We start from the raw sequence: 26,169 nt of genomic DNA on the forward strand, positions 1-26,169 counted from the left end.
CTCAGCTTAAACAATACTGCTGTCATATTATTTAGGCATACTGCGCCGGGCAGCTTTACCGCCACATTCAGCAGAGCAGGATAACTTAGTAATGCCACAGCCTTTATCTTCAGCGGCCAAAGCCGTTAGCCTGCGTGAAGCATTTAGCTACTGGCTGAAACTGGGGTTGATCAGCTTTGGCGGCCCGGCTGGCCAGCTGGGTATGATGCACCAGGAACTGGTAGAAAGGCGGCGCTGGATCTCTGAAGCGCGTTTTTTACATGCACTAAACTACTGCATGTTGCTGCCGGGGCCGGAAGCCCAGCAACTGGCCACCTATATCGGCTGGTTATTGCACGGGGCTAAAGGTGCCTTAATCGCTGGTTTGCTGTTTATCCTGCCGTCATTTTTTATCCTCAGTTTGCTGGCGTGGCTATATCTGGCACATGGCGACGTGCCGCTGTTGCAAGGCCTGCTGTATGGCGTAAAACCGGCAGTTACCGCCATAGTGCTGTTTGCCGCCTGGCGCATCGGTAAAAAAACCTTACATACTACAGCGCTTAAACTGCTGGCGTTGGCCGCGCTTATTGCGATCGCGGTATTTAAAATGCCATTTCCGTATATTGTTATTGCTGCGGCGTTTATTGGCTTAGCGCTGATGCGCTGGTGGCCGGTGCAGCTTAAAGTAGCGCCAGCAACGCATGGCAGTACTCAAGCCGGTGCTGTGGCAGATACTGCGGTAATAAACGATAACACTGCATTACCAAAGTGGCAGTTATTTAGCTGGTGCAAGTTTATATTCGGTATAGCGCTGGGCATAGCGATCTGGGCAGCTTCGCTTGGTGTGTTAGCCGTATTGTATGGCTGGCATAGCCCGCAAGTGCAGCTGGGCTGGTTTTTTACCAAGGCAGCACTACTAACCTTTGGCGGCGCTTATGCGGTATTACCTTATGTGTATCAGGGTGCGGTAGAGCACTACAGCTGGCTGACAGCACTGCAAATGATCGACGCACTGGCGTTGGGTGAAAGCACCCCCGGCCCTTTGATTATTGTGGTGGCTTTTGTCGGTTTTATCGCTGGCTGGACAGAGCAACTGTTTGGGCCAAACATGCTGCCACTGGCTGGTATGCTGGCCGCAGCTATTGTCACTTTTTTTACCTTTTTGCCGTCATTCCTGTTTATTTTAGTTGGTGCACCGCTGGTTGAAAGCAGCCGTAAACAAGCCGCCCTTACCGCACCGCTTACCGCCATTACGGCGGCGGTGGTGGGGGTAATTGTTAATCTGGCACTGTTTTTTGGCTACCATGTGCTGTGGCCGCAGGGGGGAAGTGGCAGTTTCGATTGGTTTGCCTTACTGCTGGGTATCGCTGCCGGTGTCGCTTTATTTCGTTATAACCAGGGCATAATGCGGGTGCTGGCATGTGCTGCGTTGTTTGGCATGGTTGCGTGTCAACTAATAGCCATCTGCGCTTCCGGCTAGCTATATATCCAAGCGGCCGGTTATTTCTGTTTTATATAACTAATAGTTATCAAATCCTTCGGCGCCTGTTATTACAGGCATAGAATGCGCACATTGAACAACCCACAATGTGAGCGCTATATGACGTTACAACTTCCGGTGCTGGATCTCGCTTTATGGCGTGCTGGTGGCGAGCTACGCCGCCAGTTTCTGGCGCAGCTGGGCGAAGCTGCACGCGATGTCGGTTTTTTTTATCTTACCGGCCACGGCATTGCACAAACACAGCAGCAGGCAATTTTACAACTGGCTGCCGAGTTTTTTGCTTTGCCACAAGCAGACAAAGATGCCGTGCAGATGGTGAAGTCGCCGCATTTTCGTGGCTATACCCGCTTAGGGGGCGAATTAACACTGGGCAAGGCTGATCAGCGCGAGCAGTTTGATATTATGGCCGAGCATAGCGTGCCGGTACTGCAACAAAATGAACCGGCCTGGTGGCGTTTATATGGCCCGAACCAGTGGCCTGCAGCATTGCCAGCCATGCAACCGGTTTTGTTACAATGGCAGGATCAGTTAACCGACCTTACCGTAACCCTGCTACGCGCTTTTGCGCTGGTACTGCAGCAAAGTGAAGACGCCTTTGACAGTACTATTAAAGATGGCCCATACCGCCATATGAAACTGATTCGTTACCCTGGCCGCACTGCGCCAGAGCAGGAGCAGGGTGTAGGTGCACATAAAGACCCCGGTTACTTAACGCTGGTATTACAGGATGGCCAGAGCGGCCTTGAAGTGCTAACGGAAAAGGGCTGGCTAAGCGCAGTACCGCTGCCCGGCGCCTTTGTGGTGAATATAGGCGAGTTGCTGGAGCTGGCGTCAAACGGCTATTTGCGCGCAACTTACCACCGTGTGGTTAGTCCGCCTGCCGGTGTTGAGCGGCTGTCATGCGCCTTTTTTATGGCGGCACAGTTAGATGCCACAGTGCCGTTGCTGCCATTGCCAGAAGAGTTAGCATTGCAAGCCAAAGGCCCGGCCAGTGATCCGCTTAACCCGCTGTTTTATCAGGTGGGGCAAAATGTATTAAAAGGCCGTTTGCGCTCACACCCTGATGTGGCGCAGGCACATTATTCGCCTGTTTCCGGCTTAGAAAAAACTGCTGTTTAACGGATAAAACCAATGAAATTTAAAACCCAATTGCTGCACAGCAGCGCCGGTGCCGATGCACAAACCGGCGCTTTAACTACACCCATTTACCAAAGCAGTACCTTTACTTATGGCTCGGCGGCAGACGGCAAAGCCCGTTTTGCCGGTGAGCAGCCAGGCTTTATTTACAGCCGCATGGGCAACCCGACAGTACAGGCGCTGGAGCAACAACTGGCAAATCTGGAAGGTGCCGATGAAGCACTGGTAGTCGCCAGTGGTATGGCAGCCGTTAGCAGTATTTTTTATGCACTGGTAAGTGCCGGTGACGAAGTAGCCTTTATTGATCCGGTGTACGGCGGCACCGCAGCGTTTTTAATTAATACCCTAAGCCGTGCCGGTATTAAAGTAAGCCGTTACCTGAGTGACGACGACTTAGTGGCCAATATTAACCCCGGCACTAAACTGGTGCTGTTTGAGCCTATCACCAACCCTAATCTTAAGGTTGCCGATTACCGCAAGGTTAAGGCCGCAGCGGCCAAAACCGGTGCTATTACGGTGTGTGACAATACCTTTTTAACACCCTATTTATTTAAGCCGCTTGAGCATGGTATTGATTTGGTGATGCACAGCGCCACCAAATATTTAAGCGGCCACGGCGATATTATTGCCGGTGTAGTAGCGGGCCGCTCAGATTTGATGCAGCAGGTGCGTACCATAGCGCTGAAGCATATTGGCGCTCCCATAGGCCCACAGGAAGCGTATTTACTGCAACGTGGCCTGCGCACGCTGGCACTGCGGATGGATGCACACTTAGCTGGTGCAGCAAAAGTAGCTGAGTTTTTAGCACAGCATCCGTTGGTGGCTAAGGTGATTTATCCCGGTCTGGTTACCGATGCCGGATACCCGGTACTGGCTGAAACTGTGGGTGCCTTTGGCGGTATGGTTAGTATTGAGCTGGCTGGCGGTTTCAGCCGTGCTGCACGTTTTCTGGATCAATTGCAGCTGTTTACCCAGGCGGTAAGCCTGGGGGATTTGGAAAGCCTGGCCTGCCACCCGGCCAGCACCACCCATGCGGCAATGGATGCAGCAAGCCGTTTAGCTGCCGGTGTTACCGATGATTTAATCCGCCTGAGTATTGGTGTTGAAGACCCGGCAGATTTAATTGCCGACCTGCAGCAAGCGCTGGCGTAGTTTAAGTGACACTAAGTTGTTTAATGATCTGGGTTGCCAGTTTTTGTGCCTGGCTTCTCAGCTCATTTACAGCTGTACTCTCCCATAACTCACCACGTAAATTGCTACCCAGGGTAAATAATGCCGGTTGTGCCTGGCCGTGGCGGTTTAACACCATGAAACTGTCTACATCAGCAGCAATACCTAATTGAAATTTATCCTGTTGCAATAAGCCATCTTCCAGCATCTGGCAGATAAAATGGTGTGGCAGGTTACGCCAATCTGTTTCCGGCCCGGTACAATTGATAACTGCAGCAACATTTAGCTGGTGTTGCTGATGACTTTTCCGTTCAATAAACTGCACCTGTACTCCATCAGCCTGCTGTTGCAACTGAACCAATTTACCGGCGTAAACCCGCAGGCTGCCTTCCAGTTGCAGGTGTTGCAAATAATCGTGAATATGTAATGGCAGACGATGCCGGGCAACACCCCACAAATGGCGTATCTTTGATAAAAAGCGCTGTTTGTCGGCACCGGATAATCTACGCCATAACTGTTGTGTATAAGGGCGTATTGCATCAATAACCGGTTCAGCAGAAATCCCCAGTTGTCTTACCAACCGGATGTGTTGGTGCACTATCTTAACCAGTTGACGCAGTGACGTTGCTGCCAGTAATTCAGTTGAAAAATCCGGATAAGTTAAGCCATTGTGCCGGTGAGGCAGCATAGCGTAACCATGGCGCGACAACGAGATGATAGGCTGTGTTATGCCATGCTGCCGTAAACTGAGTACTGTATCTGCCATCGTTAAACCGTTACCGAGTATTAATACCGGTTTAGTGTTATTGAGCAGTGTTTCGGGCAGCCTCTGCCAGGGGTTTTGCAGATAAAAAGTACTGCGTGCAAAGCTGGCGTCGGGTAATACCCTGTTGCCGGGTAGCTGGTTTCCGTTTGCCAGCACCACTATATCGGCGCAAAGCTGCTGTGTATTGTCCATGCTAAGCAGAAACTGTTGTTGGTGCGGTTTGCAGGCGATGATGGTAGCGGGAACATGCCGCAGCTTTATCGCTTTACTTTGTGCTGCATGGACAGTTTGCTGCCAAATCTGCTTTATATACTCTCCGTAAAGTGCTCTTGGTAAAAAGGCCTGGGCAACAAAGTGTTGTGGCAGGTTGCTATACTGGGGTCGTGTCATTACCCAGTTAACAAAGTGCTCGGGTTGATCAGGAAACAAACTCATTTTGGCTGCATTAACATTAAGCAGTAATCTGGTTGCATAAGGCTGATAAGCAGTACCGGTTAAAAAGGTCGGTTCAGGGTTTATCAATGACAACTGAACGGGTTGCTCCAGTTGCTGAACAAGCTGAGCTGCGGTGGCAGTGCCGGCAAAGCCACCACCAACAATAACAATATGCTTCATATTTCCTACAGTTACCTATACAGGACTAGTTTTCCATTCTGCCATAGTGATACTTTTAATCTACTATATTCCTAAAAGAGATATAAAAATAATAATAACGTTATTTAAGTTATATTAAGATGATTGTGTAAGCGCTGCTTACTCCTGCTTTTTCACCTGTCTTTTCGCGGCACCTTTTGGCTGCCGCGTTTTTTTACAGCGCAGGATACTGAATAAGGTTTTCTGGCACAGGAGAGACAAGATGAGCGTAGGTTTATATGACGTCACCGTTCCGGTATTTATCCGCAGTTTAACCAATCTGGCCAGTTTACTACGCAAGGCGGGTTATCAGGCTGCGTTAAAAGGCTATCCGGCAGCGCTATTGTTGCAAAGCCGCTTATACCCGGATATGTATGAGTTGTCGCTGCAAATAAAACGTGCTGCTGATATTGCGCGTGAAACCATTGAGTTGTACAGCGGTAAAAACAGTGTCAGCTTTGTAGAGGAGGTGGTCAGTATTGAGCAACATATTGCTTATGTTAACCACAGTATCAGTTACCTGCTAACCATTGCCCCGCGCCAGTTTGAAGGTGTGCTGGAGCAAAGCTTCACCCTACCGCCTCAGCACGATGAGCGCTATACCTCACTTGGTTATGCACTGTTTTATGCACTACCCAATTTTTATTTCCATATTACTACTGCCTATAACATTTTGCGCCATAACGGTGTGGAGATAGGTAAACAGGATTACCTGGGGCTGAATTTATATCGTAATCAAGGATTCCAGGATGCGGGTTCTGGTATTTAATGGCGCACCGCGCTATCACCATATTAATGTAACGCTGGCGCAGGTGTTTGCGCAGGCGGCAACAGAGCAGCCTGCAGCAACAGTGCAGGTGTTACATTTACACCAGATAGCGGCAGATTTGGGCAGATCTGAAAGTTTGCTGCAATTGTCTGATACCGCTGCAGAAGCGTATCAGGATGTACTGGATGCTGACTTGCTGATTTTCAGTGTGCCGCAGTATGCGGCCGGGTTGCCGGGGCTGTTTACACACTTTTTTGATTTGCTTGATGTAACTGCGTTACGCGGCAAGGTGGCATTAATAGCGGCTACCGGCAGTGGCTTATATTCGCCTTTGCTGGATACACAGCTAAGGCCGCTGCTGGATCATTTTGGCTTGTTTGTTATGCCAATAGATAATTACCTGCCGAATTCTGCTTTTAGTACGTTACCCGGTATAAACAGCACCTTGCTTACCGACCAGCAAGCGCTGGCCCGTGTTCGCTTTAGTACCCAGCAAGCTACCAGCCTGGTAGCTGCCAAGCTACGATCAGTCGCTTAGTGGTAAACCGCGTTTGTCAGGGGGTAGGTTCTCTTATTTCTTTTTGGTATAGACAATCATAATTTGCTATTTATTGGTTATTTATATTCGTGTTTATGATAAAGCCGTCAACCGCTGCGCTAAGGAGCACAACATGACAGTAACTGATGAAGCCAAAGATGCGTTGCCGCAACTATTGGCATTACTGGAACGGTTGGTGGGCCAGATAGAGTTTGGTTCAGTAGAGCTGATTTTCCACCATGGCAAATTAGTGCAACTGGAAAAAAACGAGAAATTACGGCTGGAACACCAACCCAAATAGCACTGCCCGCTGACCGGACCTCCGGAAGCCTTTGCCAATAATAAAATTATTAATAAAGGATTTCGAAATGAAGATCAGCACTGTAGTTAAACACCTTACACTGGGCACCGTATTGGCTGTCAGTAGTTTTATCGCTACTGCCAATACTACTATCCTAAATGTGTCTTACGACCCAACCCGCGAGTTTTACCGCGAATATAATCAGCTATTTAGCAAACACTGGCAGGCACAGGGCAATGCAGCACCTACAGTGCGCCAGTCGCATGGTGGTTCTGGCTCACAGGCGCGTTCGGTAATCGACGGCCTGGACGCTGACGTAGTGACCCTGGCATTGGCCTATGATATTGACGCCCTGCACAACAATGGCAATTTGATCCCGGCCGACTGGCAAAGCAGGCTGGATAAAAACAGCTCGCCTTATACATCTACCATAGTGCTGTTGGTGCGTAAGGGTAACCCGAAAAACATTAAAAACTGGGACGATTTAGTCCGCCCTGATGTAGAGGTTATTACCCCTAATCCGAAAACCTCCGGTGGTGCACGCTGGAACTATCTGGCGGCCTGGGGTTATGCGCTGAAAGAATATGGCTCGGAAGAAAAAGCCTACGAATTTATAGAAAAGCTGTTTAAAAATGTGCCGGTGCTGGATTCCGGTGCCCGTGGTGCCACCAATACCTTTGTGCAACGTGGTATTGGTGACGTGTTTATTGCCTGGGAAAACGAAGCCATTTTGTCGGTAGAGCAGTTAGGCAAAGGCCAGTTTGACATAGTGGTGCCCAGTGTCAGCATTTTGGCTGAACCGCCGGTAACAGTGGTGGATAAGAATGTTGACCGCAAAGGCACCCGCAAAGTGGCAGAGGCTTATTTACAGCATTTGTACAGTGACGAAGCCCAGCATCTGGCGGCTAAGCACTATTACCGGCCGTCTAACCCCGCTATTGCCAGCCAGTATGCAAGTGCCTTTCCTAAAGTAAACCTGTTTACTATTGATGAAGTGTTTGGTGGCTGGACCAAGGCGCAACAAACCCACTTTAACGATGGTGGCGTGTTCGACAAGGTTTTGGCATCTATCAATAAAAACCGTTAATTATCTGACCAGTGCGCTGCCGCTGGCAGCGCCTTTAGCGACCCGACAACGCGGAGCCTTATATGGCAACTGTAGTATCCCGAACTGTGATCCCCGGCTTTGGCTTAACACTGGGGTTTTCCGTATTTTATCTGAGCTTATTATTTTTACTGCCGGTAGCCGGTTTACTGATCTTTACCCTGCAAATGAGTTGGGCCGATTTCTGGCAGGCTATCAGCCACCCGCAGGTTGTTGCTTCATATAAACTGTCGTTTCTGGCGTCTTTTGCCGGTGCTACCATCAATGCGGTATTTGGCAGCCTGACGGCCTGGGTGTTAGTGCGCTACCGTTTTCCCGGCAAAAAGGTAGTAGATGCATTGGTTGATTTACCCTTTGCGCTGCCTACCGCAGTTGCGGGTATTGCTTTGGTAACACTGTATTCCACTACCGGCTGGGTGGGGCAATATCTGCAGATATGGAATATTCGTATCGCTTATTCTGAAATTGGTGTGATTATCGCCCTTACCTATATTGGTTTGCCGTTTGTGGTGCGCACCGTGCAGCCGGTACTGGCTGACTTTGAGAAGGAACTGGAAGAAGCCTCTGCCAGTTTAGGTGCCAGCCGCTGGACGACAGTAAGGCGGGTTATTTTACCGGCGTTGCTACCTGCTTTACTCACCGGTTATGCGCTGGCTTTCGCCCGGGCCTTGGGTGAATACGGCTCGGTTATTTTTATTTCCGGCAATTTGCCTTACCGCACTGAAATTACCCCGTTGCTGATTGTAGCCAAAGCCGAGCAATACGATTACCAGGGTGCAGCGGCTATTGGTGTGGTGATGTTAGTGGCGGCATTTTTGTTATTGCTGTTAATCAACGGTTTACAGTGGTGGACCAATAAACGCAATGGAGGTGCAGCATGACAGACGTTAGCGATGCAATACCGGCAAAACCGCTGCAAAAAGCGACTACAGAGCCGCGCTGGGTACGTTATAGCTTAATCAGCATAGTGCTGCTGTTTTTAAGCCTGTTTTTACTGCTGCCGTTGTCAGTTGTGTTGTATGGTGCTTTTGAAGCCGGGCTTAAAGTGTGGTGGCAGGCCGTTACCGAGCCGGACGCCGTGGCCGCAATCAAGCTGACATTGTTTGTGCTGGTTATTGTGGTGCCGCTTAATGCTATTTTTGGTGTAGCAATAGCCTGGGCCGTAGCCAAGTTTGAATTTCGCGGTAAAACCCTGCTGGTATCTATTATTGATATGCCGTTTGCGATATCACCGGTGGTAGTAGGGTTAATTTTCGTGATCTTTTTTGGCAGCCATGGCTGGTTGGGGCCCTGGCTACAGCAGCACGACATAAAAATTATTTTTGCTGTGCCCGGTATTGTTATCGTTATTTTGTTTGGCACTTTGCCGTTTGTCGCGCGCGAGCTTATACCGTTAATGCAGCAGCAGGGCAAAGATGAAGAAGAAGCCTCGTTAACCTTAGGTGCCAGTGGCTGGAAAACCTTCTGGTACGTTACGCTGCCTAATATTAAATGGGGCCTTATTTACGGTGTTGTGCTGTGTAATGCCCGCGCTATGGGCGAGTTTGGTGCAGTAGCTGTGGTGTCGGGCCGTATTCGCGGCGAAACCAATACCATGCCATTGCATATTGAAGTGCTGTACAACGAATATATGTTTACTGCTGCTTTTGCGGTGTCATCTTTATTAACCGGTCTGGCGCTGGTTACCATAGTGGTAAAAAGCTATGTGGAATATAAAGACGAGCGTAAGCATAAAACAGCCTGATTTGACGGTAAAAAAAGCCCCGCAAGCGGGGCAACCAAAATGGTTATTTCAACAGGAGGAGGAAGGTGCATTTGCCAGTCCGTGGCGCTGCAATTCATCCATAAAAACGGTGTTACATCTAGGGCTTGTTGACGTTTCAAGATTAAATTTTGTTCGCTCTGGCGGCGTTCTGAACGCGAAACAAGGAGCGAAGTTTAGTCATTCTAAATAAGCGACGAGTGACAAAGTGCAGAGCGCCGCCAGACGAACCCGAAGGGCAGCGCCTGGCCGGTCTTTCTGCTGCGTTAGTGCTCGTTTATGTAGAATAACTACACTGCACTCGCACTGCCTGGCATAAAAACCGGCCAGACTGCTGCAAAAAGAACCCTGAAACGTCAACAAGCCCTAGTAGCGGTTTAGAAGCTGTAAATAATACCCAGTGACAAACCAGAGTTGTTTTCGCCGGCAATAGCAGGGGCTGTTGTACCGCGGCCACCACCGGAGATACTGTAAAGTGCCGCATCATCGTTTGAAGTAATGCCGTAGGCAGCATATAAGGTCAGATCTTTACCCAGATTACGGTCAACGCCTACTACTGCCAGGGTGGCACCGGTGTCCGGGGTGTCGTTATCACTTACCTGATACAACTGGGCGCGCAGTACATATTTATTCAGCTTGTAGCTGGCACCTGCACCATAAACATTACGATCACCGCCTGGAATATCGCTGGCATTTTGGTATAACGCCGATACCCGCAGCTGAGCACCAATATCGTAATAAGCCCCCAGCCGGATGGCTTTAGGGTCAATGCCCTCTATACCTTCAAAACTTTCATAAGCCGCCGCCAGATACAGGCCTTTTACTTCATAGGTTAAAGAGGTGCTGTAAGATTCGCGTACATTATCGGTGGTTGAGCCGGTAGTATTATGTGGTGTGTAATGAAAGGCTCAACTGATATTGTTAAATTGCGGGCTTTCATAGGCGATGCCATTTTTAAAGCGTTCATCAAACACGTTACCAATATTACTGCTACCGGTATTAATACGGGTAAGGTTACGGATGTCGCCGATGCGATCACCAAACTGGTCTACCTTACTGCGAATGGCTTTTAGCGGGGTATCAAACTGGCCTGCTTTTAGCGTACCGAATTCGCCGCGCAGGCCAACATAAGAATCCCGGTCTGCAAACTGGCCGCTGCCTTCATCAAAACGAATGGTTTGCTCTAACTGGACAAAGGCTTCCAGACCGTCTTCCAGCTTGGTACTGGCACGAAAACCTAGCCTGCTGGAATTGCTGGATACATTGGTGCCGCTGTCTACGCCGTTATCCAGCTGATCCAGTGATAAATGTGCGCGGCCATAAATAGTTACATCAGCTGCCTGAGTAACGGCGCTGGTAACGGTGAGCAGCAACGCAGCCGCCACCTTACCTGTAGTAAAGGATGTCATAGTGTTTTCCTGAATAATTTATTGTTGGTTTGGTGCGGCCCGGTTGGGCACTGGGGGGCAATGCTGCTGTAGTAAGGTAAATTTATACGTTAAAATCGAAATAGTAAATTGAGTTTTTATTCTTTAAAAGAATATAAAATAAGTGAATGCACATTGCCTTCCGTGGCTCAGTAGCAGCAGTTCAGGGACATTACTGTCGTCAGAATACCGACAGCTTACTGTTAGCCAAATCGGTTACCAGCATATGGCCCGGGCTGTGAGTAATGCAAAAATCTACTTTAGCATTGGCTATGGCTACCTGAGGGGTAACGCCGCAGGCCCAGAATACCGGCACTTCGCCCGGCTTTATTGTTACCGCATCGCCAAAATCCGGTTTATTAATGTCATTAATACCAATAGCGGCCGGGTCACCAAAATGCACCGGCGCGCCGTGCACCTGCGGAAAACGTGAGCAAATTTGGATTGCGCGTATTGCATCAAACGGTTTCATAGGCCGCATACTGACTACCATACCACCATGAAATACCCCGGCTGGTGTACAGGCGATATTGGTGCGGTACATGGGTACGTTAACTTTTTCTGTAATATTGCGGATTTCCAGGCCATCGGCCAGTAATGACTCTTCAAACGAGAAAGAACAGCCAATTAAAAACGTCACTAAATCATCGCGCCATACATCACGTACATCGGTTACTTCATCGGTTAGCTGGCCGTTTTTGAAAATACGGTACTTTGGCAGATCGCTGCGGATATCCAGATCTTTTGCCAAAGCAGGCATATCAATGGCTCCGGGTGTTGCCGCCATACCCAACAGCGGGCAAGGCTTGGGGTTAAAGTGGCAAAATTGCAGAAAATCGGCGGCGTACTGTTTGGGTAATATCGCCATATTGGCCTGAACAAAACCCGGTGCAAAACCCGAAGTATTGCCGTTAAAGGCACCACTGCGGCACTGCTGGCGTAATTGGTAGGGGCTTAATGCTGTCATACGAAGGTCCTTGAGCGAAATTCCGTTGTTATATTGCGCAGTGTGGCTGAAACCGTCCAGCGTAATACGGTAGTGTGCTGTAATTTATAGCCAGTTTTGTTGTATCAGGCATTACCATAAATTTCTTTATTGGCCAGCCAGCGTTTGATTAGCGCTAGGCTGGCGGGGCGGTTGTGTTGCCATAACTGTGTTGCCAGTTGTTGTGCCTGTGGCAGTAAGTCGGCGTCGCGGCTGAGATCGGCAATTTTAAACTGCAAAATACCCGTTTGGCGGGTGCCCAATAGTTCGCCGGGGCCACGTATTTCCAGGTCACGCTGGGCAATAACAAAGCCGTCGTTAGAGTCGCGCAGTACGCCAAGCCGGGATTGTGCAGTGCGTGACAGCGGCGCATGGTACAGTAATACGCAATGCGAAGCGGTGCTGCCACGGCCTACGCGGCCGCGTAGCTGGTGCAACTGAGCTAAACCCAGTCGCTCGGGGTTTTCAATAATCATCAGGCTGGCGTTGGGTACATCTACACCAACTTCAATTACCGTGGTGGCTACCAACAGGTCTAATTCGCCACTGCTAAACTGCTGCATTACCGCTTGTTTTTCAGCGGCTTTTAACCGGCCATGCACCAGGCCAATTTTCAGTTGCGGTAAGGCTTGCTGCAAGTTCAGCATGGTGTCTTCAGCTGCCTGACATTGCAGGGTTTCAGATTCTTCAATCAGCGTGCATACCCAGTACGCCTGGCGTTGCTCGCTTTGCACGGCGCTGCGCACCCGTTCGATAATATCATCGCGCCGGGTATCGGGTATTGCCACTGTTGTTACCGGCGTACGGCCTGGCGGTAGCTCGTCAATAATTGAGGTGTCCAGATCAGCATAAGCGGTCATCGCCAGCGTACGCGGTATCGGTGTGGCCGTCATAACCAACTGATGCGGATACTTACCTTCGATACCGCCTTTTTCCCGCAGCGCCAGGCGCTGGTGCACGCCAAAGCGGTGCTGCTCGTCAATGATGATCAGTGTTAAGGCATTAAACTCTACCTGTTGCTGAAACAGCGCATGGGTACCTACCACCATTTTTGCACTGCCATCGGCAATGGCTGCAAGGGTTGCCTGACGCGCTTTGCCTTTGGTTTTGCCTCCCAGCCAGGCTACGCCAATGCCTAAAGGTTCAAACCAGCGGGCAAAGTTTACCGCGTGCTGCTCGGCTAATAGCTCAGTGGGAGCCATTAATGCTACCTGATAACCATTACCTATGGCTGTCAGGGCCGCTAAGGCTGCTACCAGAGTTTTACCTGAGCCGACATCACCCTGGACCAGGCGTAGCATTGGCAGAGTTTGGCTTAAGTCGTGGCGTATTTCGTTGGTTACCCGCTGCTGGGCATTGGTGGGTGAAAATGGCAGCGCGGCTAAAAAGCGCTGCTGTAAATTGTTGTCAATTTTCAGTGCTACAGCTTGTTGCTGCTGGCTTTGGCTGCGCAGCTTGTGCATGCTCAGTTGCTGCGCCACTAATTCTTCAATAATCAGCCGTTGCTGCGCCGGGTGTTTACCCAGCTCCAGTAATTGCAGGCTGGCGTCTGGCGGCGGCCGGTGAATATAAGTTAACGCCTCAGTAAGTGACCACGGCTGGCGCAGCATATCAACTGGCAGATATTCATCCGGCTGGCTGCGTTGTAAATACTGCAGCGCCGCATCGGTAAGGCTGCGCCAGGTGGCCTGGCGTAAGCCTTCTGTAGTGGGGTAAATGGGTGTTAAAGTTTCACTGACTTCGGTCAGCAGTTCGTCGTTGTGAACACGGTATTCGGGGTGCAGCATTTCCAGCCCGCGTGGGCCGCGCTTGGCTTCACCAAAGCAACGCAGTAGTACACCCGGGGTAACCGCATTTTTTTGCGCAGCGCTAAAGTGAAAAAAGCGCAGGGTAAGAAAGCCGCTGCCATCTTTAATTTTTACCAGCCAGCTGCGCCTTTTACCCATTTGTATTTCGCTGCTGGTAACTTCGCCCAGTACAGTGCCGTGCATCAGTGGCATTAAATCGGCTATGGCATAAATACGGGTGCGATCTTCATAGCGTAGCGGCAGGTGAAACAAAATATCCTGTATGCTTTGTATGCCCAGTTTATCCAGCCGTTCGGCTACTTTGGCACCTACGCCTTTAATGGCAGAAACAGGCTGTCTGGCAACAGAGTCGGCTAATGTCATCAGGGCTGTTTATTTAACCGGGGGGCAGGTTGCAGCTTGGTTGGTATGGCATATAAGCGCTCTACCGTGCCGTCGTTTAACATGGTGGCCAGATGTTGGCGCAGTATTGGTTCCATTGCTGCATAGGGGCTTAGCCGTGATAAACCAATATGAATAAAGCCAGACTGGCCGCGGCTGAAGTCGATGCCCGCATTACGGAATTTATTGTGGTAGCTGCTGATATTATCAATAGCTTCAGAGGTGCTGACAGTAGGTGCAACTAAGCCATCTACTCTGCCACGGATAACCATTTCCAGCCCGGCTTCAATTGAGTCTACCTCTACGATATGCCGTTGTTTTTGCTGTAGTAGTGCCGTGATTGCCGGCGAATAAATATAGCCGCGGATACTCACTAGTGTTAGCTGCTGCAACTGTGCTTCGGTTTCTAGCTGGCGCTTGTCGTCCTGGCGGATAAACAGGCTTTCAGGCACAGTTTTATTGTAGGGCAAAAGGTACATAATGGCGTCACGCTCGGCGCTGAATTTCAGGTTGGACATTAAATCTACTTTGCCTTCGGCCATCAGCCGCAGGCAACGTGCTACCGGCGTTTTAGGAGTAAAAGCCAATTTAAAACCTGCACGGCGGGCTAATTCCTGCATTAAATCAACTGACGGGCCGTAAGGTATGGTGACGTCTTCGTAATGATGAAAGCGGGAGAAATGATCCAGACACCAAAGCAGCTGCGGCTCGCTTTCGCCTGGCAGTGGCTCTTCTGCCTGCACTGCCGTAGCTGCCAGCCAACTGGCCAGCATAATGGTAACGGTAAGGCAGAGCGGGCGGGCGGGAGTCATTGTCGGCCTAGTGTGTTGACGGCACTTCCATTACGCCGTCGATCTCAATCTGGCTGGCACGCGGCAGGGCCGATACCTGCACAGCGGCACGCGCCGGGTAAGGTTCGGCGAAGTACTGGCTCATAATTTCATTTACTGTGGCAAACTGGCTAAGGTCGGTCAGAAAAATATTGACCTTCACCATATCATTTAAGCTACCACCGGCGGCGTCACATACTGCAGCCAGGTTCTTAAATACCTGATGGGTTTGTTCAGCAAAGTTTTCTGATACCAGTTGCATAGTGGCTGGTACTAATGGGATCTGGCCGGACAAATATACCGTGGTACCAATTTTTACTGCCTGGCTGTATGTGCCAATGGCGGCCGGTGCATCGCTGGTACGGATAATCACTTTAGACATGCTGGTTATTTCCTTCTGTAAACTTTTTGTACGTCTGGCATAACACGGATTTTGCGCATTACATTGGCCAGATGTACCCTGTCACGCACTGACAGCGTAATTTTAATCACGTATTCACCGGTGTCGCGATCGTCGGTGGCTAAGTCCTGAATATTCGACCCCTGCGAAGCAATCAGGGTGGTAAGTTTAGCCAGTACGCCCTGACGGTTAACAATAAACACGCGGATATCGCACAGGAACTGTTTATCGCCGGTTTTATCCCAACGTACCGGGAAAAACTTGCCTGGCTCTTTGTCCCAGCCTTTAATGTTGCGGCAATCAGCCCGGTGCACGTTCAGGCCTTTGCCCGGCGTGGCGTTGGCGATAATATCATCGCCAGGTATGGGCCGGCAGCATTTGCCAAAGGTTAGTAACATACCCTCAGAGCCAATGATAAAGGCTTTGCTTTTCGGCATCGGGCCGTTGTTATCTTTGCTGCTGGACTCATCAGAATCAAACTCGCCCAACAAGCGCCGCGCTACGGCGATGGCCAGCTGATTACCCAGGCCAATTTCACTGCAAAGTTCGTCTAATGATTTTTGTGTGGTGTTTTGCAGTACCTGTTCTATCCGCTCCGGTGCGATATCTTCCAGTTTTACTTCGCCCAGCGCCGAACTTAATAAGCGCCGACCCAGGCCGGTAGATTCATTTTGCTGCTGTTTTTTCAGGTAGTTACGAATGCCTAAAATAGCCCGGCTGGTTACCACATAATTTAGCCAGTTGGCGTTGGGCTTACCGCCGGGGCTGGTCACAATTTCTACTGTCTGGCCGGTTTCCAGCGGTTTGTTCAGCGGGTAAGGTCTGCGGTCTACTTTTGCACCTACGCAGCGGTTACCAATATCGGTATGTACGGCATAGGCAAAATCAACGGCTGTAGCGCCAATTGGCAGCTCGACAATTTTACCTTTGGGGGAGAACACATACAGCTCGTCCGGGTACAGTTCTGATTTTACGTTCTCGACAAATTCTGCGCTGTTACCGGCATTTTGCTGTAATTCCAGCAAGCTTTGGATCCAGCGTCTGGCACGGATTTGCGCTGTGGTGTCCTGATGCTCGCCATTGGCTTTGTACATCCAGTGGGCGGCAATACCTTTGTCGGCCATTTCGTCCATTTCACGGGTACGCATTTGTATTTCTACAGGTATACCGTGCGGGCCAATTAGCGAGGTATGCAACGACTGATAACCGTTTTGTTTCGGAATGGCGATATAGTCTTTAAAGCGAATCTCAATCGGCTTGTACAGATTGTGCACCACGCCCAACGTGCGGTAACAGTGATCAACGCTTTCTACCACTACACGAAAAGCATAAATGTCCATCACGTCGTTGAACATCAGCTCTTTGTTTTTCATTTTACGGTAAATGCTGTACAGGTGTTTTTCGCGGCCGCTGACATCAGCATTAATACCGGCTTGTTCTAAGCGGCCTAAAATTTCATGCTGAATTTTTTCCAGCAGCTCACGGCGGTTGCCACGAGCCTGTTTAACCGCAGTAGACAGCGCACGGTAACGCATAGGGTACAGCGCCTGAAAGCCCCAGTCTTCGAGCTCGTTTTTAATATTATGAATACCCAGACGGTTAGCGATAGGGGCGTACAGTTCGAGGGTTTCTTTGGCAATACGACGGCGTTTTTCAGGGCGCAGAGCACCTAAAGTGCGCATATTGTGGGTGCGATCGGCGAGCTTAATTAAAATAACGCGGATATCCTGCGTCATTGCCATAAACATTTTTTGCAGGTTGGTAACTTCAAATTCCTGATAGTCTTTGAACTTTACCTTATCAAGCTTACTTACCCCCTGCACCAGCTCAGCTACGGTGTTACCAAACAGGCGGGTTAAATCTTCTTTGCTTACCGGGGTGTCTTCAATGACATCATGCAGCAGGGCGGCCATTAAGGTTTCGTGGTCCATGTGCATATCGGCCAGAATACTGCTTACGGCAACCGGGTGGGTTATGTAAGGCTCGCCGCTGGATCGGGTTTGTGGCGCGTGCGCGTCTCTTGCCACTACATAGGCTTGTTGCACTAAGGCAACCTGCTCCGGTGGCAAATAGGCACTAATCTGGTTTTTCAGACCTTCAAATAAATACACCTGTGCTCCCAAACTGCGACAGCAAATAAAACACGCCGTTAAGCGCGGGATTTATTATGAATATACGTCTATTTATCACAGTTGCCAACGGCTAAACGCCGCTGGCCTGCATACGGCGAGGGATTTTAGTGGTCTGAACCGATAATCGCAGCTACGGCTGCCATTTCTGACGCTTCCTGCTGGATCTGGTCGCGACGCTCTTGCTCGTCCAGAACTGAATTGGTGATAAAGCCTTTTTCAATTTCGCGCAGGGCAATTACGGTTGGTTTATCGTTTTCGATATCTACCAGCGGCTCTTTGCCTTCAACAGCTAACTGACGGGCACGACGTGCGGCCACCAGGATTAAGTCAAAACGGTTACCAATTTTATCTACTGCATCTTGAACAGTTACGCGTGCCATTTACCACTCCAGTGTTCGGGCCATCACAAGACCGCATAGTTTACGCTAATTTGCTGTTTTCGCCAACAGTTGCTTAAGCAACGGGCTATGTTTGCTGGCCTGGCTGCCGTAGCTGTTACGCTGTGCCAGCACAATGCGCTCAAACTCGGCTAAAGCCGTGTCAAAGTTATCGTTAATAATCAGGTACTCGTACTCGTTAGCATGGCTCATTTCGTTGTGTGCCTGCGCCATACGTTTGGCGATAACGTCTGGTGAATCCTGCCCACGCTGGTTTAACCGTTGCTCCAGCTCTGTAAGATTGGGCGGCAGAATAAAAATACCTTTAGCTGACGGTGCCTGCTGGCGGATTTGCCGTGCCCCCTGCCAGTCGATATCCAGAAAAACGTCTATGCCCTGGCTTAGGCTGGTGCGAATAGTGCTTTTTGAGGTGCCATAGTAGTTACCAAACACTTCGGCCCACTCTAAAAACTCATCCTGTGCAATGAGTGCTTTAAACTGCTCTACGCTAATAAAATGATAGTGCACGCCATCTTGCTCGCCCGGCCGTGGCGCACGGGTGGTGTGCGATACACTAACCTGCATATCGCGGTGGTTTTTTAACAGCGCCTGGATCAGGCTGGATTTACCGGCGCCGCTTGGCGCCGAAATAATAAACAGATTACCGGCAAGTTCCTGCATGGGGTTGACGCCTGAAAATGAAAGAATGCGGATTTTAGACGCTGTTGGTCGTTGCTGCAAATAAGATGAGATTGTTTAGCAAGGAGTCGGTGTACCCTAAATCAACCGTTGCAGGCCAGGATGGCCGAATCGAGCCCCCAGGGATGGGTTTACGGCGTGTTGATGTGGGTATACCGGCTCCGGGTGCCCCAGAGCTGGAACGGTTAATTCTTTTGCTTTTTAGCTTTAACGGATAAGGTCAGCGTAAAAGTTGCCATCGGCTCGTCGCCATGTAAGCTCGGGCAGGTGATTACTACCGACACCGGCTTGTTAATGCGCTCGCCTGTGGCTAACGATTCATCAATCATGGCGTCAATAATATCGCCATCATGGCTGGTAAAATGCACTGTTGCTTCCGGCCGTTTTAAAAACTGGCCCTGCACATCTTTAAAGGCAAAATTAGCATTTACGCCACGCGCTTTGGCTTTGCTGAACACTAAAAAAGCGCCTGCTAAATCAGCACCTATAGCCAAAGCGCCAAAATAAATACTGCCTAAATGGTTTTTAGTGCGCCAACTGTGCGGCATGGTAACTTCCAGCGTTTTGTTGTTCATACGCACAATTTTCGGCGAGCAAAAGCCAATCAACGGAATATAACGCCAGGCAAATAATTTTAAACCCCAGTTAGCTTTACGCAGGGAAATAGCCATAGCATGGCTCCTGTATTTAATTTTTGCTTGAGCTTACACTGGTATGACCATTGCTGCAACCTGGCCGTTAATGCTGCAAAAAATACCATTCGTCAGGTTTATACTGACGCTGGTAAAGCAAGCTATAGTAAAGTCGGATTTAAAAATAACTTTTTACAGGTAGCGGATATTAATAACGTGCGTTGTTACCATCTGGTGTTACTTTTTTCCCTCTTACTAAGTTGTCTGAGTGTACCGCAGGCAACAGCTTTGGTGCTGACACAGGATGATTATTTATACCGCATCTGGTCGGTAGAAGCTGGCTTACCACAAATTTCAGTTACGGCAATAGCGCAGGATGCGCAGGGTTTTATCTGGTTGGGTACGCAAAACGGCCTGGCCCGTTTTGATGGTCTGAACTTTAAGGTATACAACACCGCCAATACTCCGGCCTTACCCTCTAACCTAATCTCGGCACTGCATATCGATGCACAGCAACGGCTATGGGTTGGCACTGTTAATGGCCTGGCAAGGTTAGCGCAGCATGAGTTCAGCCGTTTGGATCAACAACAGGATGCTCTGGGGGCAGTAAGCAGTTTTGCTGAACTGGCAGATGGTACTGTGCTGGTAGGTGCAATGCGGTTATTTCGCTGGCATGAGCAATTACAGCACTTACAACCGGTATTTGAACACCATGGTCAGGTATTTCAGCTGCATCAGCAGCATGACACGGTATGGATTGGCGCACTAAACGGCTTTGCCACGCTTAATGCTGATGGGTACCAGTGGCATCCGGCACCTGAGCAGGTGTCGGCTTTGCAAATTTCAGAGATTGCCGTGCAGGGCGCTAATGTGTATTTGGGTTCAAATATGGGCTTGTTCAGCTGGCAGAATAAACAGTGGCAAAAGCTAACCTTACCGGGCCAGCCAACGGATACCCGCATAGAGCTACTCTACCGGGATCCACAGCAGCGGCTATGGGTAACTACCTACGAAAAGCTTTATAACCTGCACAAAGGCGTATTAGTTGAAACCGATTTTGTCAGTGATAAAGATGGTGATTTTGTCTGGGTAGAAAGCATGTTGCAGGACAAGCACGGCAATTTGTGGCTGGGTAGTCATTCTCATGGTTTGAAACGGCTGCGCCGTGCATCAACCCAGCGCTTTAGCCGGGCGCAGGGTATACCGGATCCTTATGTTTGGGCACTGATGCCCTGGCAGCAACATTTGCTAACAGGTACCAGTAATGGCTTGGCCTTGCTGCAATACGGCCATTTTCAGCCACTAACGGCCAACCAGTATTTGCCAAACAACTTTGTATATAGCCTGTTGCTGGACACGCAGCAGCGGCTGTGGGTAGGCACCCGTGGCGGTTTAAGCCAACTGGATGGTGTAACACTGGCCTGGCAGCGTAATTATGATGCCATAGCGCATTTGCTGGTGACCACGCTGGCGCAGGAAGATGAACGCATTTGGGTTGGTACCAACGGTGGTTTGTTCTATTTGCAGCAGGATGAACTGCAGCAGTCTGAGGTGCCAGAAACTCTACGCCAGGCTAAAGTACGGATGGTGTTTCCTGATAGCCGGCAGCGGCTATGGGTTGGCACCGAAAACGGCTTGTATATGCGTGACGCCAGCGGCTTTAATCAGGTTGACGATATGCCATTGTCGGGCGGTTTTGTTAGTACTATTACAGAATTTGCCGATGGCAATATTTTGGTGGGAGGCCTGGACCAAGGCTTTGTGTTGGGGCAGCCGGGGCAGTGGCAATGGTTTAACCAGCAAAATGGCTTGCCGGGCAGTGGAGCTCTGCATGCTGAATTGGTCGATAATCAATTATTGATCAGCAATTTTCAGGGGTTTTACCGCGTAAATTATGCTGGTTTACTACAAGGCCGGGTAGAGCAGCTGTATATGTTAGTGGACGATCGCAGGCCGGAAGCCGCCACCGATTCACATCGTTGCTGTAATGGTGCCGGCAGCAGTAAAGGTGTAGTGTATCAGGGGCGGGTATGGTATCCAACACTGGATGGCGTAGTATCTCTGCCGCTGCAGCAGCTAATTCAGCATGGCCCTTTGCCTGAGCCTGTACTGGAAAGTTTAATGGCTGATGAGCAGTATTACCGCAGTAGCAGCGTCAGATTAGCACCAGAGCAGCGCGACTGGCATTTCCGTTTTACAGCACCTTACTATGTGCAGGCGTCATCAGTGCAGTTTCGCTATCAGTTGCAGGGTTACGACGCCCAGTGGATTGATGCCGGTAACCGACGGGAGGCCTTTTACACCAACCTGCCGCCCGGCCATTACAGCTTTAATGTGCAGGTACGGGTGGCGGCCGATTACCGCTGGAGTGACGCAGTAACCATGGATATACGCTTAACACCGTACTGGCACGAAACAGCCTGGGCGCGTGGTGTATTAGCAATGTTGTTTATATTGTTGTTGTGGGGGATTTATCGCTGGCGTTTACTGGCATTGGCCCGTTTGCAGCATCAGTTAGCTAAACTGGTGGCCGATCGCACCCGCGAGTTACACCAGGCAAATGAAAAATTGCAGCTGATGAGCATGCAGGATGCGCTTACAGGCCTGCACAACAGGCATTATCTGGACAGTAATATCCAGCAGATATTAGCGCGTGCCAGCCGCCATGCCGAACCACTGATTTGGGTTTTGCTTGATCTGGATTACTTTAAACGCATCAATGACAGCTTCGGCCATCAAACCGGCGACAATATATTAATGGTAGTGGCCGAGATTCTGCTGCAAAACAGCCGCAGCTCTGATCACGTGATTCGTTGGGGTGGGGAAGAGTTCTTATTGATCCTCGAACACAGTGAAGATGCCGAGCTGGTGTTACAGCGTATTCAGGATGCGATTTGCCAATACCCCTGGCAAAAAAATATGGCCTTGCAACCGCCACTAACCTGCTCAATTGGGGCGATAGCGCAGTTAGCCGGCTACAACTGGCAGCACAGCCTGCGTCTGGCTGATCAGGCGTTGTACTGGGTAAAAGAGCATGGCCGCGATGGTTATTTGTTACTGCTACCAGCCTCTGAGCCACCTGTCGGCACGCCTGCCGATACCACTTCAATAACCAGTTTACTGGCAGCCGGTACTCTGCACGCCATCAGTAACAAAGACTTTACTACGCAACCGGGTTGATATTTTCGTGTTAGCCGCGACACTGTGAAGCCAGCAGCCCGCTGTGCTAAAATAGCTGCCTTTTCGCCGGTAAGCTTTTTGCCGCGCCAGTAATACAGGAGCCCGCAGTGTCAGCATTATCAAGTTTATATCCGCAGCCGTTATGGCAATGGTTCGCCCAAATTTGTGCTATTCCGCACCCGTCTAAGCACGAGCAAGCCTTAAGCCAGCATATCCAGGTTTGGGCACGTAATAAAGGCTTAAGCGTACTGGAAGACAAAGTGGGTAACCTGATCATTAAAAAGCCAGCAACAACGGGCTTTGAAAACCGCAAAACCGTGGTGATCCAGGCGCACCTGGACATGGTGCCGCAGAAAAACGCCGACAAAGTGCATGATTTCACCAAAGATCCTATTGAAGCTTATGTTGATGGAGATTGGGTAAAAGCCAATGGCACGACCTTAGGCGCCGACAACGGCATTGGTATGGCTTCGGCACTGGCCATTTTAGGCAGCAGCGACATTAAACACGGCCCGCTGGAAGTGCTGCTGACAATAGACGAAGAAGCCGGTATGACCGGTGCTTTTGGCGTAGAGCCGGGTATGCTGGAAGCTGAAATTCTGATCAATACCGACTCAGAGCAGGAAGGTGAAATTTACATGGGCTGCGCCGGTGGTGTAGACGCTGAATTTACCGTACCGGCACAGTGGCAGGCACCTGCTGATGGCGTAACAGCGTTTACCTTAAGCTTAACCGGCTTAAAAGGCGGCCATTCCGGTGTAAATATTCACCTTGGCCGTGGTAATGCCAATAAACTGTTAGCGCGCTTTCTGGCCGACCAGGCCGTAGCACTGCAACTGACCGTAGCGGTGTTTAATGGCGGTTCTTTACGTAATGCCATTCCACGCGAAGCCAGTGTTACTGTAACAGTACCTGCAGCTAAACTTAGCCAGTTACAGCAACAGGTTACTGAATTTGAAGCACTGTTAAAGCTGGAGCTGGCTGCCGTAGAGCCGGCATTAAAACTAAGCCTGACCGAAGTAGCCACACCGGCGCAGGTATTAACACCAGCAGCGCAGGCGCGGTTAATTAACCTGTTAAATGTGTGCCCTAACGGCGTAATGCGCATGAGCGATGAGGTAGCCGGTGTTACCGAAACCTCGCTGAATATGGGCGTGATCACCACTAAAGATAACAGCGTGCAGGTATTGTGTTTAATCCGCTCGTTAATTGATTCCGGCCGTGAACAGGTGCAAAGCATGCTTGGCTCACTGGCTCAACTGGCTGGTGCAGAAGTGACATTCAGTGGGGCTTACCCTGGCTGGAAACCTAACCCAGATTCGCCGGTAATGGCGATAGTAAACCAAACTTATAAAGACATTTACCATAAAGATCCGGTAATTATGGTTATTCACGCCGGTTTAGAATGCGGGCTGTTTAAAAAGCCTTACCCGGAGATGGATATGGTGTCGATAGGCCCCACCATCCGCTTCCCGCACGGCCCGGATGAAATGGTTAATATCACCACCGTAGGCCAATACTGGGAGTTGTTATTGGCTGTATTGGAGCGTATTCCACAGCGTAACTAAAAGCTGGCAGGTGAAGGCATCGGAACAAGATGCTTTCACCACAACGCCTTTTGTGCTCGCCACAGCAACTAGTGTGGGCATCCTGCCCAAGCCCTTTCAGGCCAGCTTCGCTGTTCAAATTTGCTCCAGACGAATTTGTCGCTGCCACTGCCGTGGCAACTCATACAATCTGCGGCTGTGCGCAAAAGGGTTATGATCGCGCCGTATTGATGACACCAACCGGCTGGTACATGCGGTGGACGATAATGCGCTAACTATTATTTCCTGCCGTTATCATTACTGATTAGCTGGTATTTGTGCAGTGTTACGCTGGCGTATTAGTTTTAATAGCTGCGGCAGCATCAGGCCCAGCAACACAACGGCCATACCGGTAACCTGAATAGATGTAACCTTTTGCCCCATCATCAGCGCTGTTAAAGCTGTGCACACCGGAATTAAGTTGAAAAATAATGCTGCAGGTGCCGAGCCCAGCCGCTGCACCGCATTACATGCTGAAAAGCATGAACCTGCTGGTGCGCTTAGAGTCGCGGTGCCGGTTAATACCATGTACCGCTGGCTGGCAACCGCGCTGAATCAGTTTCAGTTACGCTACCCGAAAATTGATTTAGATATTCGTATGTCAAACTGGCTGATTGACGTTGGCGAACAGGCTATCGATTTAGCTATTCGCGTAGGTGAGCCTGCATTACAAGGCTGGATAGCCAGGCCGCTGACCAATGTGCAATCGTTATTGTGTGCTGCCAGTCAGGCAACGCAGTGGCATCACATTCAGCACCCGTCTGAGCTGATAAGCTATCCGTTGGTTGTCAGCAACCCGATTAATGTCTGGCGCTTTGAGCATCAGCAGCGCCGCGAACACGTTGACTTTCGCCCGCAAGGTAATGTCCGGCTGTTTGTTGATGATATGAATATTGCCATGCAGGCAGTTGAAGCTGGCGTAGGTATTGGTTATTTACCGCGCCGGGTGGTGCAGGAGCATATGCAGCAGGGCAGGCTGGTCGCGCTGGCCACAGACTGGCTGGGGCCGCTGCGTAAAACTTATCTGTTATACCGCGATCGCGATAACCAACCGCTGCGGCTGCGTTTGCTTATTGAGCATTTACTGCAGGTAGCCCCGGCAGAATATTAGTCTGGTTGGCTGAATAGCTGATTCAAGCCGGCATAAGTTAACGCTTGCTCTTCCGGGTGTTCAATTTGCAAAAAGCTACGGCAGGCTTGTTGATAGTAGCTGTAGCATTGTAAAAACAAAGTCGGCCCGCTGCTTATACGTTTTACTCCTGCTTCATTTAATGTTTTATGCGTTGCGTCTGCTGGCCAGCCCATCAGATTAATAGGTAATGTCAGTTGCCGGTGTAGCTGTGTTACTTCGGCTAAATCAGCTAACCCCGGTATAAAAGCGCCATCGGCTCCGGCCTGCTGATATCGCTTGAACCGGGATATGCACTCATCGATTGCGGCATCAGGGCTGCATAGTTGGCTCAGATAAACATCGGTTCTGGCGTTGATAAACAGCGGTATTCCGGCCAGAAACTGACGACAGGCCATAATTTTTTCAGCTAATTGCTCTGGTTCATCACGGCCATCTTCCAAGTTAATGCCGGCGATGCCGGCTTCTGCCAATTGTTTCACCAGCTGTGCTACCTGCCGCGGATCATCACTGTAGCCTTGTTCAATATCGATACTCAGCGGCACTTTACTCACCCGTAGCAAGCGGTGTACTGCTGCTATCAGTTCAGTAGCCGGTAAAGCGGCACCGTCGGCATACCCCAGCGACCATGCCAGCGCTGCGCTGGAGGTAGCCACAGCCACTGCACCTTGTTGCTGCGCCAGCATCAGGCTGGTAGCGTCCCAGACATTGACCAGAATAAAGGGTTGTGATTGTTGATGTAATTGCATAAAACGTTGCACTGCTGCCGACATAATGATTCTCCTGTTTGATGTGTCGGCAGTATGCTAAATAAGAAACCTGGTGATGTCTGGCCATATCCGGTACTGACCAGTAAATAGTATTTAAGTTATTGCGATGGGTACTTCGCCACATATTGTCGTCGTACAACTCGAAATTCATTTAGACAATACATTGCCGATA

Annotated in this window: 23 protein-coding genes and 2 pseudogenes; 13 read left to right on the forward strand and 12 right to left on the reverse strand. The window is 50.0% G+C overall.

Annotation, left to right across the window (positions count from 1 at the left end):
• The first annotated feature begins 91 nt into the window (after positions 1-91).
• The 3 genes from chrA (at position 92) to M2404_RS12775 (ending at position 3,769) form a co-directional block, all read left to right on the forward strand.
• The gene (chrA, locus tag M2404_RS12765) at positions 92-1,459 is read left to right on the forward strand and encodes a chromate efflux transporter (protein WP_259240136.1); all 1,368 of its coding nucleotides are present in this window, start codon (positions 92-94) and stop codon (positions 1,457-1,459) included.
• 84 nt (positions 1,460-1,543) lie between these two features.
• A complete protein-coding gene (locus tag M2404_RS12770; protein ID WP_259240137.1) occupies positions 1,544-2,599 on the forward strand; it encodes an isopenicillin N synthase family dioxygenase in 1,056 nt (351 codons plus the stop codon).
• 12 nt (positions 2,600-2,611) lie between these two features.
• Positions 2,612-3,769, forward strand: a complete 1,158-nt coding sequence (locus M2404_RS12775) for a trans-sulfuration enzyme family protein (protein ID WP_259240138.1) — start codon at positions 2,612-2,614, stop codon at positions 3,767-3,769.
• A 1-nt stretch (position 3,770) separates the two neighbouring features.
• Here the strand turns inward: M2404_RS12775 and M2404_RS12780 are convergent, their stop codons facing one another.
• The gene (locus M2404_RS12780; protein WP_259240139.1) at positions 3,771-5,168 is read right to left on the reverse strand and encodes an FAD/NAD(P)-binding protein; all 1,398 of its coding nucleotides are present in this window, start codon (positions 5,166-5,168) and stop codon (positions 3,771-3,773) included.
• 241 nt (positions 5,169-5,409) lie between these two features.
• On the opposite strand from M2404_RS12780, the gene M2404_RS12785 reads away from it, so the two are divergent.
• The 6 genes from M2404_RS12785 (at position 5,410) to cysW (ending at position 9,643) form a co-directional block, all read left to right on the forward strand.
• Positions 5,410-5,955 carry a DUF1993 domain-containing protein gene (locus M2404_RS12785; protein ID WP_259240140.1) on the forward strand — a complete coding sequence of 182 codons (546 nt, stop codon included), beginning with the start codon at positions 5,410-5,412 and terminating at the stop codon, positions 5,953-5,955.
• Positions 5,936-6,493 (forward strand): NAD(P)H-dependent oxidoreductase, encoded by a 558-nt coding sequence (locus tag M2404_RS12790; protein ID WP_259240141.1) that lies wholly within the window; start codon positions 5,936-5,938, stop codon positions 6,491-6,493. Before M2404_RS12785 ends, M2404_RS12790 begins: the two co-directional genes overlap by 20 nt.
• A gap of 133 nt (positions 6,494-6,626) precedes the next feature.
• Positions 6,627-6,794 carry a YezD family protein gene (locus M2404_RS12795; protein WP_092789178.1) on the forward strand — a complete coding sequence of 56 codons (168 nt, stop codon included), beginning with the start codon at positions 6,627-6,629 and terminating at the stop codon, positions 6,792-6,794.
• A 67-nt stretch (positions 6,795-6,861) separates the two neighbouring features.
• Entirely contained in the window at positions 6,862-7,881 is a 1,020-nt protein-coding gene (locus tag M2404_RS12800) for a sulfate ABC transporter substrate-binding protein (protein WP_259240142.1), read from the forward strand.
• Between the two features lie 62 nt (positions 7,882-7,943).
• Complete coding sequence (gene cysT / locus M2404_RS12805) at positions 7,944-8,780, forward strand: sulfate ABC transporter permease subunit CysT (RefSeq protein WP_259240143.1); 837 nt, start codon at positions 7,944-7,946, stop codon at positions 8,778-8,780.
• The gene (gene cysW, locus M2404_RS12810; RefSeq protein WP_259240144.1) at positions 8,777-9,643 is read left to right on the forward strand and encodes a sulfate ABC transporter permease subunit CysW; all 867 of its coding nucleotides are present in this window, start codon (positions 8,777-8,779) and stop codon (positions 9,641-9,643) included. Before cysT ends, cysW begins: the two co-directional genes overlap by 4 nt.
• A gap of 395 nt (positions 9,644-10,038) precedes the next feature.
• Here the strand turns inward: cysW and M2404_RS12815 are convergent.
• From M2404_RS12815 to M2404_RS12855, 9 genes and pseudogenes are all read right to left on the reverse strand, one after another.
• Positions 10,039-11,070, reverse strand: a pseudogene (locus M2404_RS12815) (porin).
• A gap of 199 nt (positions 11,071-11,269) precedes the next feature.
• A complete protein-coding gene (locus M2404_RS12820) occupies positions 11,270-12,055 on the reverse strand; it encodes a putative hydro-lyase (RefSeq protein WP_259240145.1) in 786 nt (261 codons plus the stop codon).
• A 104-nt stretch (positions 12,056-12,159) separates the two neighbouring features.
• Positions 12,160-14,244: an ATP-dependent DNA helicase RecG gene (gene recG / locus M2404_RS12825; RefSeq protein ID WP_259240146.1), complete on the reverse strand. Its 2,085-nt coding sequence runs from the start codon at positions 14,242-14,244 to the stop codon at positions 12,160-12,162.
• Positions 14,244-15,074 carry a substrate-binding periplasmic protein gene (locus M2404_RS12830; RefSeq protein WP_259240147.1) on the reverse strand — a complete coding sequence of 277 codons (831 nt, stop codon included), beginning with the start codon at positions 15,072-15,074 and terminating at the stop codon, positions 14,244-14,246. Before M2404_RS12830 ends, recG begins: the two co-directional genes overlap by 1 nt.
• Before the next feature lie 7 nt (positions 15,075-15,081).
• On the reverse strand, positions 15,082-15,474 hold the full coding sequence (locus M2404_RS12835) for a RidA family protein (RefSeq protein WP_259240148.1): 393 nt from the start codon (positions 15,472-15,474) through the stop codon (positions 15,082-15,084).
• A 5-nt stretch (positions 15,475-15,479) separates the two neighbouring features.
• Positions 15,480-17,603, reverse strand: coding sequence for a bifunctional GTP diphosphokinase/guanosine-3',5'-bis pyrophosphate 3'-pyrophosphohydrolase (spoT, locus tag M2404_RS12840; protein WP_259240149.1), 2,124 nt, complete (start codon positions 17,601-17,603; stop codon positions 15,480-15,482).
• Positions 17,604-17,728: 125 nt separating this feature from the next.
• Positions 17,729-18,004 (reverse strand): DNA-directed RNA polymerase subunit omega, encoded by a 276-nt coding sequence (rpoZ, locus tag M2404_RS12845; RefSeq protein WP_215396067.1) that lies wholly within the window; start codon positions 18,002-18,004, stop codon positions 17,729-17,731.
• A gap of 45 nt (positions 18,005-18,049) precedes the next feature.
• Positions 18,050-18,682, reverse strand: a complete 633-nt coding sequence (gene gmk, locus M2404_RS12850; protein ID WP_259240150.1) for a guanylate kinase — start codon at positions 18,680-18,682, stop codon at positions 18,050-18,052.
• A 203-nt stretch (positions 18,683-18,885) separates the two neighbouring features.
• A complete protein-coding gene (locus M2404_RS12855; protein ID WP_259240151.1) occupies positions 18,886-19,371 on the reverse strand; it encodes a PaaI family thioesterase in 486 nt (161 codons plus the stop codon).
• Positions 19,372-19,623: 252 nt separating this feature from the next.
• On the opposite strand from M2404_RS12855, the gene M2404_RS12860 reads away from it, so the two are divergent.
• The 3 genes and pseudogenes from M2404_RS12860 to M2404_RS12870 form a co-directional block, all read left to right on the forward strand.
• Complete coding sequence (locus M2404_RS12860) at positions 19,624-22,512, forward strand: ligand-binding sensor domain-containing diguanylate cyclase (RefSeq protein WP_259240206.1); 2,889 nt, start codon at positions 19,624-19,626, stop codon at positions 22,510-22,512.
• Positions 22,513-22,619: 107 nt separating this feature from the next.
• Complete coding sequence (locus M2404_RS12865) at positions 22,620-24,080, forward strand: aminoacyl-histidine dipeptidase (RefSeq protein ID WP_259240152.1); 1,461 nt, start codon at positions 22,620-22,622, stop codon at positions 24,078-24,080.
• Between the two features lie 196 nt (positions 24,081-24,276).
• A pseudogene (locus M2404_RS12870) lies at positions 24,277-24,363 on the forward strand (type II toxin-antitoxin system YoeB family toxin); the annotation flags it as partial.
• On the opposite strand, the gene M2404_RS12875 reads toward M2404_RS12870, so the two are convergent.
• On the reverse strand, positions 24,357-24,485 hold the full coding sequence (locus M2404_RS12875) for a hypothetical protein (protein WP_259240153.1): 129 nt from the start codon (positions 24,483-24,485) through the stop codon (positions 24,357-24,359). The pseudogene M2404_RS12870 and the gene M2404_RS12875 overlap by 7 nt on opposite strands.
• A 34-nt stretch (positions 24,486-24,519) precedes the next feature.
• On the opposite strand from M2404_RS12875, the gene M2404_RS12880 reads away from it, so the two are divergent.
• Complete coding sequence (locus M2404_RS12880; RefSeq protein ID WP_259240154.1) at positions 24,520-25,209, forward strand: substrate binding domain-containing protein; 690 nt, start codon at positions 24,520-24,522, stop codon at positions 25,207-25,209.
• On the opposite strand, the gene M2404_RS12885 is transcribed toward M2404_RS12880, so the two are convergent.
• Positions 25,206-26,000, reverse strand: coding sequence for an isocitrate lyase/PEP mutase family protein (locus M2404_RS12885; protein ID WP_259240155.1), 795 nt, complete (start codon positions 25,998-26,000; stop codon positions 25,206-25,208). The two genes, M2404_RS12880 and M2404_RS12885, sit on opposite strands and share 4 nt — an antisense overlap.
• Positions 26,001-26,169 lie beyond the last annotated feature (169 nt).

Origin of the sequence: Rheinheimera pacifica, assembly GCF_024809855.1 — a bacterium.
Classification (GTDB): Bacteria; Pseudomonadota; Gammaproteobacteria; order Enterobacterales; family Alteromonadaceae; genus Alishewanella; species Alishewanella pacifica_A.